The sequence below is a fragment of the Rhodoplanes sp. P11 genome, from assembly GCF_964266735.1.
In the GTDB taxonomy this organism is placed as follows: domain Bacteria; phylum Pseudomonadota; class Alphaproteobacteria; order Rhizobiales; family Xanthobacteraceae; genus Rhodoplanes; species Rhodoplanes serenus.
The window spans coordinates 145,018-159,752 of sequence record NZ_CAXWGY010000022.1 but is presented as its reverse complement, the minus strand read 5'-3'; the positions used below and the strand labels follow the sequence as shown (position 1 = coordinate 159,752).

Annotated in this window: 13 protein-coding genes; 2 read left to right on the top strand and 11 right to left on the bottom strand. The window is 70.3% G+C overall.

The window, feature by feature from the left end; genetic code table 11:
* Positions 1-29: 29 nt before the first annotated feature.
* Positions 30-1,862, bottom strand: a complete 1,833-nt coding sequence (locus tag ACFQUV_RS25510) for an aminopeptidase P family protein (protein WP_129610736.1) — start codon at positions 1,860-1,862, stop codon at positions 30-32.
* A gap of 307 nt (positions 1,863-2,169) precedes the next feature.
* Here ACFQUV_RS25510 and ACFQUV_RS25505 point away from each other — a divergent pair, with 307 nt between their 5' ends.
* Entirely contained in the window at positions 2,170-2,379 is a 210-nt protein-coding gene (locus ACFQUV_RS25505) for a hypothetical protein (RefSeq protein WP_129610735.1), read from the top strand.
* A gap of 521 nt (positions 2,380-2,900) precedes the next feature.
* Positions 2,901-3,179: a hypothetical protein gene (locus tag ACFQUV_RS25500; protein WP_111384479.1), complete on the top strand. Its 279-nt coding sequence runs from the start codon at positions 2,901-2,903 to the stop codon at positions 3,177-3,179.
* 100 nt (positions 3,180-3,279) lie between these two features.
* Here ACFQUV_RS25500 and ACFQUV_RS25495 read toward each other — a convergent pair whose 3' ends face one another.
* The 10 genes from ACFQUV_RS25495 to padH form a co-directional block, all read right to left on the bottom strand.
* Complete coding sequence (locus ACFQUV_RS25495; protein ID WP_378396004.1) at positions 3,280-4,254, bottom strand: 50S ribosomal protein L11 methyltransferase; 975 nt, start codon at positions 4,252-4,254, stop codon at positions 3,280-3,282.
* Between the two features lie 797 nt (positions 4,255-5,051).
* Complete coding sequence (paaX, locus tag ACFQUV_RS25490) at positions 5,052-6,008, bottom strand: phenylacetic acid degradation operon negative regulatory protein PaaX (RefSeq protein ID WP_129611024.1); 957 nt, start codon at positions 6,006-6,008, stop codon at positions 5,052-5,054.
* 78 nt (positions 6,009-6,086) lie between these two features.
* Positions 6,087-7,232, bottom strand: a complete 1,146-nt coding sequence (locus tag ACFQUV_RS25485; RefSeq protein WP_129611025.1) for an ABC transporter substrate-binding protein — start codon at positions 7,230-7,232, stop codon at positions 6,087-6,089.
* 47 nt (positions 7,233-7,279) lie between these two features.
* Positions 7,280-8,110: an ABC transporter ATP-binding protein gene (locus tag ACFQUV_RS25480; protein WP_244601719.1), complete on the bottom strand. Its 831-nt coding sequence runs from the start codon at positions 8,108-8,110 to the stop codon at positions 7,280-7,282.
* On the bottom strand, positions 8,107-8,868 hold the full coding sequence (locus tag ACFQUV_RS25475) for an ABC transporter ATP-binding protein (protein WP_207211580.1): 762 nt from the start codon (positions 8,866-8,868) through the stop codon (positions 8,107-8,109). The genes ACFQUV_RS25480 and ACFQUV_RS25475 overlap by 4 nt, the downstream gene beginning before the upstream one ends.
* Positions 8,868-9,797 carry a branched-chain amino acid ABC transporter permease gene (locus tag ACFQUV_RS25470; protein WP_129611027.1) on the bottom strand — a complete coding sequence of 310 codons (930 nt, stop codon included), beginning with the start codon at positions 9,795-9,797 and terminating at the stop codon, positions 8,868-8,870. Before ACFQUV_RS25470 ends, ACFQUV_RS25475 begins: the two co-directional genes overlap by 1 nt.
* Complete coding sequence (locus tag ACFQUV_RS25465) at positions 9,794-10,669, bottom strand: branched-chain amino acid ABC transporter permease (RefSeq protein ID WP_129611028.1); 876 nt, start codon at positions 10,667-10,669, stop codon at positions 9,794-9,796. Before ACFQUV_RS25465 ends, ACFQUV_RS25470 begins: the two co-directional genes overlap by 4 nt.
* A 33-nt stretch (positions 10,670-10,702) precedes the next feature.
* Positions 10,703-12,019, bottom strand: coding sequence for a phenylacetate--CoA ligase PaaK (gene paaK, locus ACFQUV_RS25460; RefSeq protein WP_129611029.1), 1,317 nt, complete (start codon positions 12,017-12,019; stop codon positions 10,703-10,705).
* Between the two features lie 103 nt (positions 12,020-12,122).
* On the bottom strand, positions 12,123-13,487 hold the full coding sequence (gene padI, locus ACFQUV_RS25455; RefSeq protein WP_129611030.1) for an NADH-dependent phenylglyoxylate dehydrogenase subunit beta: 1,365 nt from the start codon (positions 13,485-13,487) through the stop codon (positions 12,123-12,125).
* Between the two features lie 2 nt (positions 13,488-13,489).
* Complete coding sequence (gene padH, locus ACFQUV_RS25450) at positions 13,490-14,734, bottom strand: NADH-dependent phenylglyoxylate dehydrogenase subunit epsilon (protein WP_244601720.1); 1,245 nt, start codon at positions 14,732-14,734, stop codon at positions 13,490-13,492.
* Position 14,735: the final 1 nt, after the last annotated feature.

Here is a 14,735-nt window from a genome sequence, read left to right as displayed (position 1 = left end):
GGGCGGCTCCTGTGGTGTGAGACGTGGGCTCAGCCCGCCATCAGCGGCAGCGTCGCGCGCACCAGCCACTCGGCGGTGGAGGCTTCCACCAGCGGCGCGATCGTGTCGCGCACGCGGGCGTGGTAGGCGTCGAGCCAGGCGATCTCGTCGGCCGTCATCATGGCGGGCACGATCAGCCGGCGATCGATCGGCGCGAGCGTCAGCGTCTCGAAGGCGTTCAGCGCCTTCTCGGCTCCCTCCGGCGCCGCTGCCTCGACAACCAGCACCAGGTTCTCGATGCGGATGCCGAAGGCGCCGGCCTTGTAGTAGCCGGGCTCGTTGGAGAGGATCATGCCGCGGGCGAGCGGCGTGCCGCCATACTTGGAGATCCGCGCCGGGCCCTCGTGCACCGACAGGTAGCTGCCGACGCCATGCCCGGTGCCATGCTCGAAATCGAGCCCGGCTTGCCACAGGAAGGCGCGGGCGAAGCCGTCGAGCTGCGCCCCCGAGACGCCGTCCGGAAACACCGCGCGGGCGATGGCGATGTGGCCGCGCAGCACGCGGGTGAAGCGGTCGCACATCTCCGCCGTAGGGGTGCCGATCGCCACCGTGCGGGTCACGTCGGTGGTGCCGTCGAGATACTGGCCGCCGGAATCGACCAGGAACAGCTCGCCCGGCGCCAGCCTCCGGTTGGACCGCCGCGTCACCCGGTAGTGCACGATGGCGCCGTTCGGCCCGGCGCCCGCGATGGTCGGGAACGAGATGTCGCGCAGCTCGCCGGTGTCGGCGCGGAACTGCTCCAGCGCCTCCACCGCGTCGATCTCGCTCAGCGTGGCGGTCGCGGCCGCCTCGTCGAGCCAGGCGAGGAAGCGGACGAGCGCCGCTCCGTCGCGCTGGTGCGCCGCGCGGGTGCCGTCGATCTCCGTGGTGTTCTTGGTCGCCTTCATCAAGGCGATCGGATCGGCGCCGCGCACCGGCCGGCCGCCGGCCTCGCGCACCAGGCGAGAGACGGCGTCGGGGGCGGTCGCCTCGTCGAGCCGGATGGCGGCGCCGTCGGCGGCGAGCCGCGTGATGGTGGCCGCGAAGGTCTCGATCGGCGCCACCGTCGCGAGCCCCGCCAAAGCCTCGTGGACGGCGGGCTCGACCTTGCGCGGGTCGACGTGAAGGATCGCCTCGTCGTCGCGCGGCACCACGACGACCGCATGGGCGATCGGCGTGTGGGCGACGTCGTGGCCGCGGAGGTTGAGCAGCCAGGCGACGGCGTGCGGGTCGGAGACCACCAGGGCGTCGGCGCGCTCGGCGCGCAGCGTCTCGCGCAGGCGGGCGAGCTTCTCGGTCGCCGGCTCGCCGGCATAGCGCGGGTCGTGCACCACCACGGCCCCGAGCGGGGGCGCCGGGCGGTCGTGCCACACCGCATCGATCGGGTTGTCGTCGACCGGCACGAGGCGCGCCTCGGCCTTCTCGCAGGCGGCGGCGAGCGCCTTGGCATTGCCCTCGGTGTGCAGCCACGGATCGTAGCCGAGCCGCAATCCGGCCGGCAGGTTGGCTTCGATCCACGCGGTGGGGGCACCGTCGGCGAGATGCGCGACCTCGATCAGTGCGGGGTCGGTCTGCTCGGCCGCCTGGAGGGTGTAGCGGCCGTCGACGAACAGCACGGCGCGGTCGGCGAGCACGATCGCGGTGCCGGATGACCCGGTGAAGCCGGTGAGCCAGGCGAGGCGCTCGTCGGCGGGCGCCACATACTCGCCCTGGAAGCGATCGTGGCGCGGCACCACGAGGCCGTCGAGGCCGCGGCGGGCGAGCTCCTGGCGCAAGGCCGCGAAGCGAGGCGCGATCGCGGCCGGCGCGGCCGGATCGTCGAAGGTCTGGAATCGCGAGGGCATGACGCGAACCTAATGGCGCCCCGAGGGGGTCGCAATGCCGCCCGCGCTCGCATGGGGGCGCCGAGTGTCTCGGCCTGTCGGCATGGCCGCCATGTCGCCGTCGCGGAGCTGGACAGTAAACGCTGCCGCCGCTGGGCGCGGCGAAACGATGCTCCGCTGCAACGATGGCTTGCGAGCATTCGTGTCGTGCCGGCGCGCGCGCCGCCGGCCATCCGGGTTCGTCCGCATCGCGGGGGGCCGCCGCAGCCCTAATCTGAAAGAAAAAAGATGCCCCAGGGAGGTGTGTCGTTCGAAAGGAACGCGCGCCATGTCGATTCTGAGCCTCGACCATGTCGGCACCTTGGCCGATACCACGTCCGTTCCCCGCAAGGGTTTGCTCGACCGCTTCTTCACGGCGCTCTACCGGGCCCGGATGGCTCAGGCCGAGCGGGTGATCGCGCAGTACTGCCCGATCGCCGACGAGCGCGGCCGGCGTCTCGACCCGACCGACTACCGCTCCTTCACCATCGGCGATTGACGACGCGAGACCGCGCGGGTGATCCGGCCCGCCGTCGACGCTGCCGCGTCGATCGGCGCTCTGTTCGATCCGACCGGCTGGTGCCCCCAGAGCGGCGCCAGCGATCCGTGCCAGCAATCGGGTGCCTGCGATCCAGGGCCGCGGCCGCCTGCCGGCCTGCCGCCCTCCCGGCCGCCCGGGGGGGTGAGCCGCGAGCCGGGACGCCGCGCACCCTCACCTAAACGATCTGTTCTCATGCTGCATCGCAGCATCGCTGCCATGCAGCCGTGCGGTATCACGGCAAGGTCGTGAGCCGAGGGCCTCCCGGCGCGGTATTTCGCTTCGCTATTCACCAAATGCGCGAAACGGTGCGTTAGCTCTGCACGAAATGCGGGCGAGGCCTACGGTTTTCCCCGCTGGCGGCGCAACGCCGTCGTCGTTATCTTCGGCGGTGCAGCATAAAAACACTGCATCGCGACGAGCTGCGGTCGCTGTCGTCAGGAGGAGAGCCGAGGAGGCGCAACAACAAGGATAACTGCGCCATGTCCACTCTTGCCTACGACGACCTCCCCCAAAAGCCCGAGCCGACCGGGTCGGCCTTCGGGTCGCTCGCCCGCTTCTACGCCTCCTTCTACGAGGCGCAGATCGGCCAGGCGAAGCGCGTTCTGGACTACTATCGCAACCTGCTGAACGGTCTCGGCGGGCAGCGCGAGGCCGATTACCACTCGTTCGTGGTCGGCAGCGCCATCGAGGCTCCCGATGCCCAGGCGCGTGCCCGGGCGGTGCGCTACACGGCCGGCGGCTACGCTCCGACGGAATGAGAACGATATCCACGGGGGGCGGTGAGCCGGTCGAGGCTCGCCGCCCGTGTGGCGTCCGGCCGGCTCCGGCGGAGCTGGGCCGCGATGGCCGCGCGGGCCTTCAGCGTCTCGCGGGCCGCGCCAGGACGAGGCTGATCCAGCCGTCGAGGACGACCCGGCCGATCAGCCGGAAGCCGTGCGCCCGATAGGGCGCGAGCGCCGCATTGGCCTGGCTCGCCAGCAACCCCGACAGGATCACCCGGCCGCCCGGTGCCACCCGGCCGGCAATCGGACCGGCGAGCCGCTTGAGCGGCCCCAGCAGGATATTGGCGAACACCAGGCCGGCCCGGCCGCGCTCCCGAAACGCCGGCGCCGCGAGCCCGGCCGCCGTGATCACGCGGACGAGGCCGCCGGCCCGGTTGAGCCGGACGTTGTCGCGCGCCACCGCCACGGCGGCCGGATCGATGTCGCTCGCCAGCACGGGCCGGCGCAGCGCCCGGGCCGCCGCGATGGCGAGCACCCCGGTGCCGGTGCCGATGTCGAGAATGGCGCCGCCCGGCGGCGTGACGCGGTTCCGCGGCGTGGCGCGGCGCGGCCGGGGGGGCGACCGGAGCGGTCGCGGCGGAGCCGCCTTCAGAAGCCGGTCGAGCGCCAGCAGGCAGCCCCGGGTGGTGCCGTGGTGGCCGGTGCCGAAGGCCAGCGCCGCATCGATCTCCAGGGCGATCCGGTTGGCTGCGATCCGCTCGCGATCATGGGCGCCGTGCACCACGAAGCGGCCGGCCGGCACCGGCGCGAGCCCGGCCAGCGAGGCCGCCACCCAGTCCTTAGGATCGAGGCGGTCGAACGCGAGCGCATCGGCCGTCGTGTCGTCGGCGGCGAGCCGGACGAGGGCGCGCACCGCGTCCTGGTCCGGCTCATGCTCGAAATAGATCTCGACACCCCAGCTCCGCTCGTCCGGCATCTCGTAGGCGGCGACCGCGGTTTCTGCTGGATCGAAGCTCTCCCCGATCAGATCGGCGATGCGGCGCGCCAGCGGCTCGGTGGTGGTGAGCCGGGCCACGGTGGCGGGACGGGCGGGTTGCAGACCTTCGCGCATGCGGCGGTTAGAGCCCGGCGCGGGCGGGCGCGCAAGAGGCCCCGGAGGCTGATCGGGGGCCGCCCGGCATAGGCGCCGAGAAGGTTAACGAAACGTAGCACGTTGGCGGGGGCGGCTGAGTTCATTTGTTAACGGGAGGGCTGAGGGCCGGGCAATTCAACCGATCTTTCAGCAGTGGATTCTTAACAGCGATGGTTAACGCTTTGTGAAATATAGATTGATTGCGCTCGGGAGCAGGGGCTGCCGCGGCCGGCTCGGAGGCGACCCAACGGGGGCGCTTCACCGTGGGATCGGCTTCACCCGGTCCGCCGCAACGGAGAAGAAGCGCAAGAGCGACCGTGCCTTATGGCAAAGTCCCGAGATGCGCCGGGAGGCCGGCCGCAGCCTCTGGGACCTGCCGGCGGACGGCCGGAGCGGCGGCCCCGACCCGAGCGACGTCACGAGACCAAACCCGTCGCGGGCTCCAGGCCGGCCGCGGACTCCTATGCGGGTCGCGGGCTCTTATGCGGGTCGCGGGCTCCGGGCTGGTCGTGTTCCACACGCTTTCCCCAGGTCACACCTGGTCTGGTCCACAGCCTTGTCCACAGGATCGTCCACAGCCTGATCTATACGTTGCCCACAGGCTCGTCGGGATTTCTCCATAGGTAGTCCACAGGCTTGTCCCCCGGGCTTCCCACAGGGTTATCCATCGGGTTCTCACCGCGCCGGCGGCCGCGATCCACAGCCTTTCCAGAGGCGCGTCCACAGGCTCGTCCATAGGTCGGCCGCAGGCCTTGGGCCTCTTACGGCTGGGGCTCTTACGGCGGGGCCGCCGGGGCGCCGCGCTCGACCGGGGCTGCCGGAATGCCGCCGAAACGGGCGTGGACGCTCGCGCCGGCCCGCGGCAGCGGCCCGTTGGAGGTCTCCAGCATCTGCATGAGATGCGCCTCGGTCTCGGCCCAGCACAGCCGGTAGATGTCGCGGCACAGCGCCCGCGCCCGGTGGCCAGGCCAGTCGTCGGGCAGGAGCTGCCGCGGCAACGCCGGGTCGCGCAGCTGGACCCGGCGGAACTCGTGCATCAGCAGCGTGCGGACCAGGAAGCACTGCTCCGGATCGCGCTGCGCGGCGCTCTGCATGGCCCGCGCCACGCTGCGGAAGCGGGCGATGAAGCTCTGGTACTCGGCCGCGACGGCGCCCAGGTTCCAGCTCCGGTCGACCAGCTCCTTCAGGGGGCGGCCCGACAGCGTCCCGAGCGTTCGCGCCTGCATGATCACCACCTTGTCGCGCAGACCGGCGTTCTCGAGAATGTCGAGGAGCGCGTCGGATTGCTCGAACGGATGCGCCAGGATGCCGGGCGCGATGGCCGCGTAGCCCGCCCACAGCAGCTCCTTGCGCACCGCCGGCGTCAGCACGTCGCCGGGCGGCGCCACCACGATCTGCCAGTCGCCCGTCCAGGTGTCGCACGGCGCCTCGTAGATGCGGCGGAAGGCGACCTCGAAGCGCCGCCGCCCGGTGGCCGTGAGACCGTAATAGCTGCGCCGCCCGATCTGCTCGGATGCCAGCCACTTCTCGCGCGACAGGCGGAACACCGAGGTGCGCACCGCCCGAGCGTTGAGCCCGAGCGGCTCCACCAGCCGGATGAAGCCGCCCAGCCAGACCGTGCCGCCGAGCGGCGCGATCATGTCGCCGTAGATGGTGATGATCAGTGACTTGGCCCGCAACGGGCGATCGGCCAGCTGGGTCTTGATCCACTGGCTCAGCAGGCGACTCTTCATGGGGCCAGTGTAGAGCGAATTCCGATCCGGTCGAATCGGAATTCGCGCTCCCATCCGGTCCGGCCCTCGGTCGATCGGTCAGTCGATCAGCACCCAGTCGCCGTTACGCACCTCGAGCATCCGGAAGGCCGAGAGATCGAGCCCCATGTGGTCGGTCGGCGACATGGTGAAGCGGCCGCCGGCGCCGACATGATCCTTGGTCTGCTCGATGGCGTCGCGGACCTTGGCCTTGTCGGTGCTGCCGGCGCGCTCGATCGCCGACACCACGATGCTCAGCGCGTCGTGGGCATGGCCGCCGAAGGTCGAGACATCCTCCTTGAAGCGCTCCGTGTAGGCCTTGGTGTAGCCCAGCGCGACCGGCTTCTGCGGGTCCTCGTCCGGCAGCTTGGCGGCGACCAGCAGCGCCGCGGCCGGCAGGCGGACGCCCTCGGCGGCACCGTCGGACAGGCGGATGAACTCCTCCGACGCCACCCCGTGGGCATGATAGACCGGCAGGCCGAGGCCGAGCATCTTGGCGTTCTTATTGACGATCGCCGGCCCCTGGCCGAGCCCGAAGACGAACAGCGCCTGGACGTCGGCCTTGCCGCGAATGGTGGTGAGCTGCGGCGTCATGTCGGTGTCCTTGGGGCCGTAGGTCTCGTTCGCCACCAGCGTGATCCCGAGCCGGGTCGCCGCCGCCTCGCTCTCCTTGCGGCCGGACTGGCCGAAGCCGCTCGTCTCCGACAGGAGGGCGATGCGGGTGAGGCCACGCTTCTTCATGTCCTCGAACACGCGCTCGGCCGCCATGCGATCGGTGTGCGGTGTCTTGAACAGCCACTTCTTCACCGGCTCGACGATGACCACGCCACCCGCCAGCGAGACGAACGGAATGCCGGCACGCTCCACCGCCGGCACCATCGACATGGTCGAGCCCGTCGTCGTGCCGCCGATCAGCACGTCGATCTTGTCGTCCTCGATCAGTCGCTTGACGAAGCCGTTCGCCTTGCTGGCGTCGGACCCGTCGTCGTAATGCACGAGCTGGAGCGGCCGCCCGAGGACGCCGCCGCGCTGGTTGATCGTCTCGACATAGAGCTGGAGCGTCTTCAGCTCGGGGTCGCCGAGAAACGCCGCCGGCCCGGTGACCGAGAGGATCGACCCGATCCTGATCGGCTCGGCGGCGCCGCCCGGTGCCGACAGCCCGAAACACACCGCGGCCGCCGCGATGATCGTCTGCAATCGTCTCATGCGCAGTCCCTCCCTTGCCCCCACAGGGTCGTGCCCCGTGTTCTGATTCAGAGTCCGAGATAGGCTTCACGAACCCGCTCGTTGTAGAGCAGCTCCTTGCCGTTGCCCGACAGGACGATCTCGCCGGTCTCGATGACGTAGCCGCGGTCCGCGATGGCGAGCGCCGCGTGGGCGTTCTGCTCGACCAGCAGGATCGTCATCGCCTGCGCCCGCAGCGCCACGATAGCGGCGAACACCTCCTCGACGAGGCGCGGCGCCAGGCCCATGGAGGGCTCGTCGAGCAGCAGCAGGCGCGGGCGCCCCATCAGCGCCCTCGCGATCGCCAGCATCTGCTGCTGTCCGCCCGACAGGGTGCCGGCCGGCAGCCGCGCGCGCTGCCGCAGGATCGGGAACATCCGATACATGCGCTCGATGTCGTCGGCGACGACGTCGTGATCGCGGCGCCCATAGGCGCCGAGAACGAGGTTGTCGGCGACCGACAGCGGGCCGAACACCCGCCGGCCCTCCGGCACATGGCACAGCCCGAGACGCACGCGCCGGTCCGGCCGCAGCGTCGTGATGTCGTTGCCGTCGAACACGATGCTGCCGGATGTGGCCCGCTGCACGCCCGAGATGGTCCGCAGCAGGGTGGTCTTGCCGGCCCCGTTGGCGCCGACCAGGGCGACGAGCTGGCGCCGGCCGACCACCAGGTCGACGCCGCGCAGCGCCGCGATGCGGCCGTAGTGGCTGCCGAGCCCGCGGACCGACAGGAGCGGCGCCTCGACGGCCGCTGCGATGCCGTCGCCGGCCCCGTGCGGGCTCGCCGAGGACGTGGTGACCGCCATCGCGGCCGCCGTCGTGGTGCCTGTCGCGACCGTCGTGTCCCTGGCGGTGCTCATGCGGCGGTCCCGAGATAGGCGGCGATCACCTCCGGATCGGCGCGGATGTCGCGTGCCGTTCCTTCAGCCAGCCGCTTGCCGTAGTTGAGGACGAGAATGCGATCCGAGATGCTCATCACCATCTTCATGTCGTGCTCCACCAGCACCACGGTGATGCCGCTGTCGGCGATCTCGCGGACCAGAACGGCGATCTCCGCCGTCTCCTTGGGGTTGAACCCGGCGGCCGGCTCGTCGAGGAAGAGGATGCGCGGCGCCGCCGCCAGTGCCCGGGCGATCTCCAGCCGCTTCAGCCCGCCATACGACATGCTGGCGGCCGGCACATCGAGCTGATCGCCGAGACCGACCCGGGCCATCAGCGCCGCGGCCCGCTCGCGCAATGCCGCGTCGGCCCGGCGCACCGCGGGGAACCGCAGCATGCCCTTGATCAGGTTGCGATCGAGCGACAGATGGCCGCCCACCATGACGTTCTCGATCGCCGTCATGTTCATGCAGATCTGGAGGTTCTGGAACGTCCGCCCCATGCCCAGGCGGGCGAGCGCGTGGGGCGGCAGGCTGGTCACCGGCTGGCCGCCGAGCCGGATCTCGCCGACACAGGGCGTGTAGATGCCGGTGATCAGGTTGAACAGCGTCGTCTTGCCGGCGCCGTTCGGCCCGATCACCGCGTAGACGACGCCGGGCTCCACCGCGAAGCTGACATCCTGCACGGCGCGCACGCCGCCGAAGGTTTTCGACAGGCCGGACACTTCGAGAAGCGCCATCACCGCCCCCATCCGATCTTGGCCGCGAGGGTCGGCACCAAGCCCTTCGGCAGGAAGATCATCGACACGATGAGAATGACGCCGAACGCGACGGTCTCCCATCCCTCGATGGTCGCCAGGGCCTGAGGCAGGGCGGTGAGCAGCACGGCGCCGACCACCGACCCGAACACCGACGCCATGCCGCCGACGATCACCATGGTCAGCAGCTCGACCGAATGGAAGAACTCGGCACAGTTCGGCGTGACGAAGCCCACATAGTGGGCGCTGAGGCTGCCCACGATGCTGGCGAAGAACGCCGACAGTGCGAAGATGGTGACCTTGTAGCGGGTCACGTCGACGCCGACGACCTGAGACGCCACCTCGGAGCCGTGCAGCGCGCGCAGCGCACGGCCGAACGGCGAGTCGATCAGGTTCTGGCACGCCCACACGCTGAACAGCAGCAGGCCGGCCAACACCCAGTACCATTCCCGCTCGCCGTCGATCTCGAACCCGAAGGCGGCGAGCGGGGGCACCGGCATGCCGTCCGGACCGCCCGTGTAGGTCGCCTCGTTGCGGATCACGATGGAGATGACGATGCCGAGACCGAGGGTCGCCATCGCCAGGTAATGACCGCGCAGCCGGAAGATCGGCGGCGCGATGGCGAGCGCCAGCAGCGCCGCGGCGACTGCGCCGGCCACGAGCGCGGCCAGCGGCGACCAGCCGAAATGCGTGGTCAGCACCGCCGATGCGTAAGCCCCTATGCCGAAGAAGCCGGCATGGCCGAGGCTGATCTGGCCGGCGAAGCCGATCAGCAGGTTCAGCCCCAGCACGACGATCGCATTGATCGCCATGCGGTTGACCACGTCGAAGTAGAAGGCGTTCGGCAACACCAGCGGCAGGGCCAGCAGGATCGCCGCGAGGACGAGGAGACCGATGCGTGCGCGCCTCATACCCGCTCCGTCGTCTTGGGGCCGAGCAGACCGCGCGGCATGAAGAACAGGATGACGAAGATCAGCACGAACGGCACCGCATCCTTGTAGGCGGACGACACGTAGCCGGCGGTGAGCGCCTCGATCACGCCGACCAGAAGCCCGCCGATCACGGCACCCGGCCCGGACCCGAGGCCGCCCACCACGGCGGCGACGAAGCCCTTGAGGCCCAGCATGATGCCGACGTCGTAGGAGGTCATGGTGATGGGCGTGAGCAGGATGCCGCCGGCGGCCCCGATGGCGGCGGCCAGCGCGAAGCTGACCAGCAGCACGCGCTGCGTGTTGATGCCGACGAGCTGAGCCGCCAGCGGATCGACCGCGGTGGCGAGAATGCCCTTGCCGGCGACGGTGCGACTGAAGAACAGCCAGAGCGCCACCACGATCACCGCCATGGAGCCGAGCACCCACAGGCTCTGCGGGGCGAGTGCGGCGCCCGCGACCGCGATCGGGGTGGAGCCGGAGAACGCCGGGAAGGTGGCGGCCCCCTTGCCGAACCAGACCTGGACCAGCCCGCGCACCACCAGCGACGCCCCGATGGTGATGATGATCAGGCTCTCGACGCCGGCCCCCTTGGCCGGCTCGATGGTGAGCTTCTCGATCACGACGCCGGCGACGGCCGGGATCAGCAGGGCGAGCAGGATCGCCACCGGCAGCGGCAGGCCGCTGGCGAGAAACACCACCGTCAGGATGCCGCCCAGCATGATGAACTCGCCCTGGGCGAAGTTGATGACATGGCTGGCGTTGTAGATGAGGGTGAAGCCGAGCGCCGCCAGCGCGTAGGTGGCGCCGACGGTGAGGCCGGAGAAGATGAACTGGAGAAGCTGCGCGAGCATCGGAAATCCTCGGCACGAGTCGAGCCCGACGGCTCACTTCGGGCGCTTGTCGACGACGCGACGGGCCTTGCCGACCACCGTGCGCTCGATGGTGTCGGTCTCGACCACATGGACCGCGGCCGAGATACCGATCATCGACTTGATGTGGTGTGCCACGTCGCGGCCGATCGCCTCGCGGTCGTCGGCGGAGTAGCGCCGCGACAGCTCGGGCTGGAGCTCGACCAGCACGTCCAGCCTGTCGAGATGGCCGTCGCGCGAGATCTGGAGCTGATACTGGCCGCAGAGATTGGGGTTGCGCAGCAGGATCTCCTCGATCTGGGTCGGGAACAGGTTGACGCCGCGGATGATCAGCATGTCGTCGGAGCGGCCCGACACCTTGGCCATGCGGCGCATGCTGCGCACGCTGCCGGGCAGCAGCCGCGTCAGATCGCGCGTCCGATACCGGATGATCGGCAGCGCCTCCTTGGTCAGCGTGGTAAACACCAGCTCGCCTTCGGCGCCGTCGGGGCGCGGCTCTCCGGTCAGCGGGTCGATGATCTCGGGATAGAAATGATCCTCCCAGATATGCGGGCCGTCCTTGGTCTCGATGCATTCGCAGGCGACGCCGGGACCCATCACCTCGGACAGGCCGTAGACGTCGACCGCATCGATGCCGAGCCGCGTCTCGATCTCGCGGCGCATCTCGTTGGTCCACGGCTCGGCACCGAAGAGGCCGAGGCGCAGGCTGGTGTCGTCCGGCCGGAGATTGTTGCGGGCCAGCTCGTCGGCGAGCGTCAGCGCGTAGGAGGGCGTGCACAGGAGCACGGTCGGCCGCAGGTCGCGGATGAGCTGGACCTGCTTCTCGGTCTGGCCGCCGGACATCGGGATCACGGTGGCGCCCAGGCGCTCGGCCCCGTAGTGGGCGCCGAGCCCGCCGGTGAACAGCCCGTAGCCGTAGGAGTTGAGGATGATGTCGTCGGCAGTGGCGCCGGCCGCGCGCAGCGACCGCGCCATCAGGTTCGCCCACACCGCGATGTCGCGCTCGGTGTAGCCGACCACGGTCGGCTTGCCGGTGGTGCCCGACGAGGCGTGCAGGCGGACCACATCGCGCATCGGCACCGCGAACATGCCGTACGGATAGGTCTGGCGCAGATCGTCCTTGGTGGTGAACGGGAAGCGGGAGAGGTCGGCGAGAGACCTCAGGTCCTCGGGCGTGATCCCGATGCGGTCACACTTGGCTCGATAATGCGCGACATTGTCGTAGGCGTGCCGCAGCGTCCAACGCAGCCGGTCGAGCTGCAACGCCTGCAATTCGTCGCGGCTCGCCGTCTCGATCGGCTCGAGCCCGCTCGTTGTCACTGCCATGTCCATCGTATCCCCCCCTGTAGGCGAGCGCCTGCGGCCCGCGTCGCCGACGCGGCCGGCCTCGCCGGTCTTTGCCTGTTCTCGTCGTGTCGTCCGGCCGGGGCGCGCCTCAGCGCGCCGCGGCTCCTGCTGCAATCTGCGTGATGACGGCGCGGTTCTCCTCGACCTTCGCCTGAATGTGCCCGATCTGATCGTCCGTCAGATGCCTGAACCGGCCCATGGCCTTCAGATAATCGGCAACGGGACGCGGCGATTCGATCGGGTGGGTGAAATGCAATCCGTCGTGCGGCGTAAACTCCCAGAGCATCACGAAATTGGTCTCCACCGCCGTGCGGGCCACCGCGATGTTGCGCTCGGTCGGAAACCGCCAGCCGGTGGTGCAGGGCGAGTAGACGTGCAGATAGGCGAAGCCGTGCTTCGAAGCCGCGATCGCCTTGTCGAGCTTGTCGTAGAAGTCCTGCATGAAGGCGGTGGAGGCGGTCGCCACATAGGCGCAGCGGTGCCCCACCATCAGCAGCGGCAGGTTCTTGGCGTCCTGGCTCTTGCCCTTGGTTTCCCGCCCCACCGGGGTGGTCGAGGTCCAGGCGCCGTAGGGCGTGCAGCTCGATCGCTGCATGCCGGTGTTCATGTAACCCTCGTTGTCGATCACCAGGAACAGGATCTCCTCGCCGCGCTCGGCCGCGCCGGAGAGCGATTGGAAGCCGACATCGGAGGCGCCGCCGTCGCCGGCGATCGCCATGGCGGTGATGTCGCGCCCGACGCGCTTATACTGACGCTTGACGCCCGCCAGCATGGCGGCCGTGTTGGTCAGCAGCGGATGGAACACCGGCACCTTGGTGCCGGTGAGCCCGTTGTAGCCGACCGAGCCCATGCCGGGCACGCAGCCGGGCGGCGTCGCCAGCACGGTGTCGGGGCCGACGCGGCGCAGCGCGTGGCGCATCACCAGCTCGCTGTTGCAGCCCTGACAGCCGGCGAGGCCGGGCGCGAACAGATCCTCCCAGTCGCCGACCTCGTTATAGATGCGTGCGGTGGTGACATAACGTAGCGCGCCGGTCGGGCAGGCGGCCACGCAGGCCGGCGCGCCGTCGCACATGTCGCACTTGGCGACGCGGCCGTCGATCGGATCGGGCGCGATCCCCGCATAGGCGCAGCCGACCGTGCAGAGCAGGCAGTCGACGCAGGTGTCGGCGTTGCGCGTGATCACGCCGGTCTCGATGTCCTTGGCGAGCGCGCCGGCCGGGCACACGGCGACGCAGCGCGGATCGCCGCACTGACGGCACATCGCCAGCTCGAACGAGGCGGAGGCGCCGCCGTCGGCCGGCAGCCCGGCCGGAAGCACGGCCGGAAGCACTTGAAGCCGGGCGCGAGAAATGTCGTCGCTGCCGCACTTGGCGGTGGCGCAGGCGCGCATGCAGTCCTGGCAGCCGTCGCAGCGGGCGGCCTCGAAGGCGATCGTGGCGTAGGCGTGTCCCATGGTCATTTCCACAATCGCGACATGAGTTCACGTCCGGTCCGCAGCGGATCGGCGAGGAGCCGGTCGAGCACCGCCGACACGTCGGTCCGCCGCAGGATGAGCTGGCGCATCACGCCGCCGTCGAAGAACACGTCGACGCCGAACATGCCGTGCAGGCGGCCGTCGGCGACGGCGATCCGCAGGTAGCGGCCGTGCGCCGCGTCGTGATGCACATGCTCGGCGGCGCCGGCCGGCACCGCGCCGACCGCGATGGCGTGGTGGCCGAAGAACCGATAGGTGTTCAGCGGCACGCCGCCCGCGTAGCTGCGCCCGCCCGGATCGCCCGCCATCGCCATCCCGGCGAGGCGTCCTTGCTCGGCCGCTTCCGGCAGGATGGCATTCAGCATCAGCCGTCCGGTGAGGAAGTCGCGCGCCTGGGCGCAGTCACCGGCCGCCCACACATTGGCGACGCTGGTCCGCATGCCGTCGTCGACCAGGATGCCAGCCTCGTGCGCCACGCCGCTGTCGGCCAGGTAGGCGAGATCGGGCTTCACCCCGGTCGCCACCAGCAGCAGGTCGGTGTCGAGCGTGTCGCCATCGTCGAGATGCACACGGGTCGCCGCATCCTCGCGCGACACCGCGACCACGCGCCGGCCGGTGACGATGCGGGCGCCGTGCGCCACGAAGGCGCGTTCGATCAGGCCGGCGGCGATCGGATCGAAATAGGCGCCGAGCACCCGCGGCTGCATCTCGACGACGGTGACGGCGGCGCCCGCCTCGACGAGATTCTCGGCCGCGTGCATGCCGACGAGTCCGCCGCCCAGCACCACGGGCCGGCGCGCCGTGGCGATGGCGGAGCGCAGCGCCAATGCGTCGTCGAGGGTGCGCAGCACATGATAGGTGGCCCGGTCGAGGCCCGGGATCGGCGGGATCGCCGGCGTCGCCCCGGTCGCCAGCAGCAGCTTGTCGTAACCGATGGTGGCGCCGTCCGACAGCGTCGCGGTGCCGTGCTCGGGCCGCAGGCGGACGAGCGCGCGCCCCGGCAGATAGGTGACACGGTTGGCGGTGAAATACCGATCATCGCGCAGCCGCACCGCCTCCGGCACCGAGCGGCCCGACACCACATAGGGCAGGACGGTCGGCGAGTAGGGCGGATGGCGGTCGCGCGTCACCAGCGCGAGGCTGCCGTCGGGATCGTGCATGCGGATCGCCGCGACGGCTTCGAGCGCCGCATGGCTGCTGCCGACGACGAGATAGCGGGTGTCCATC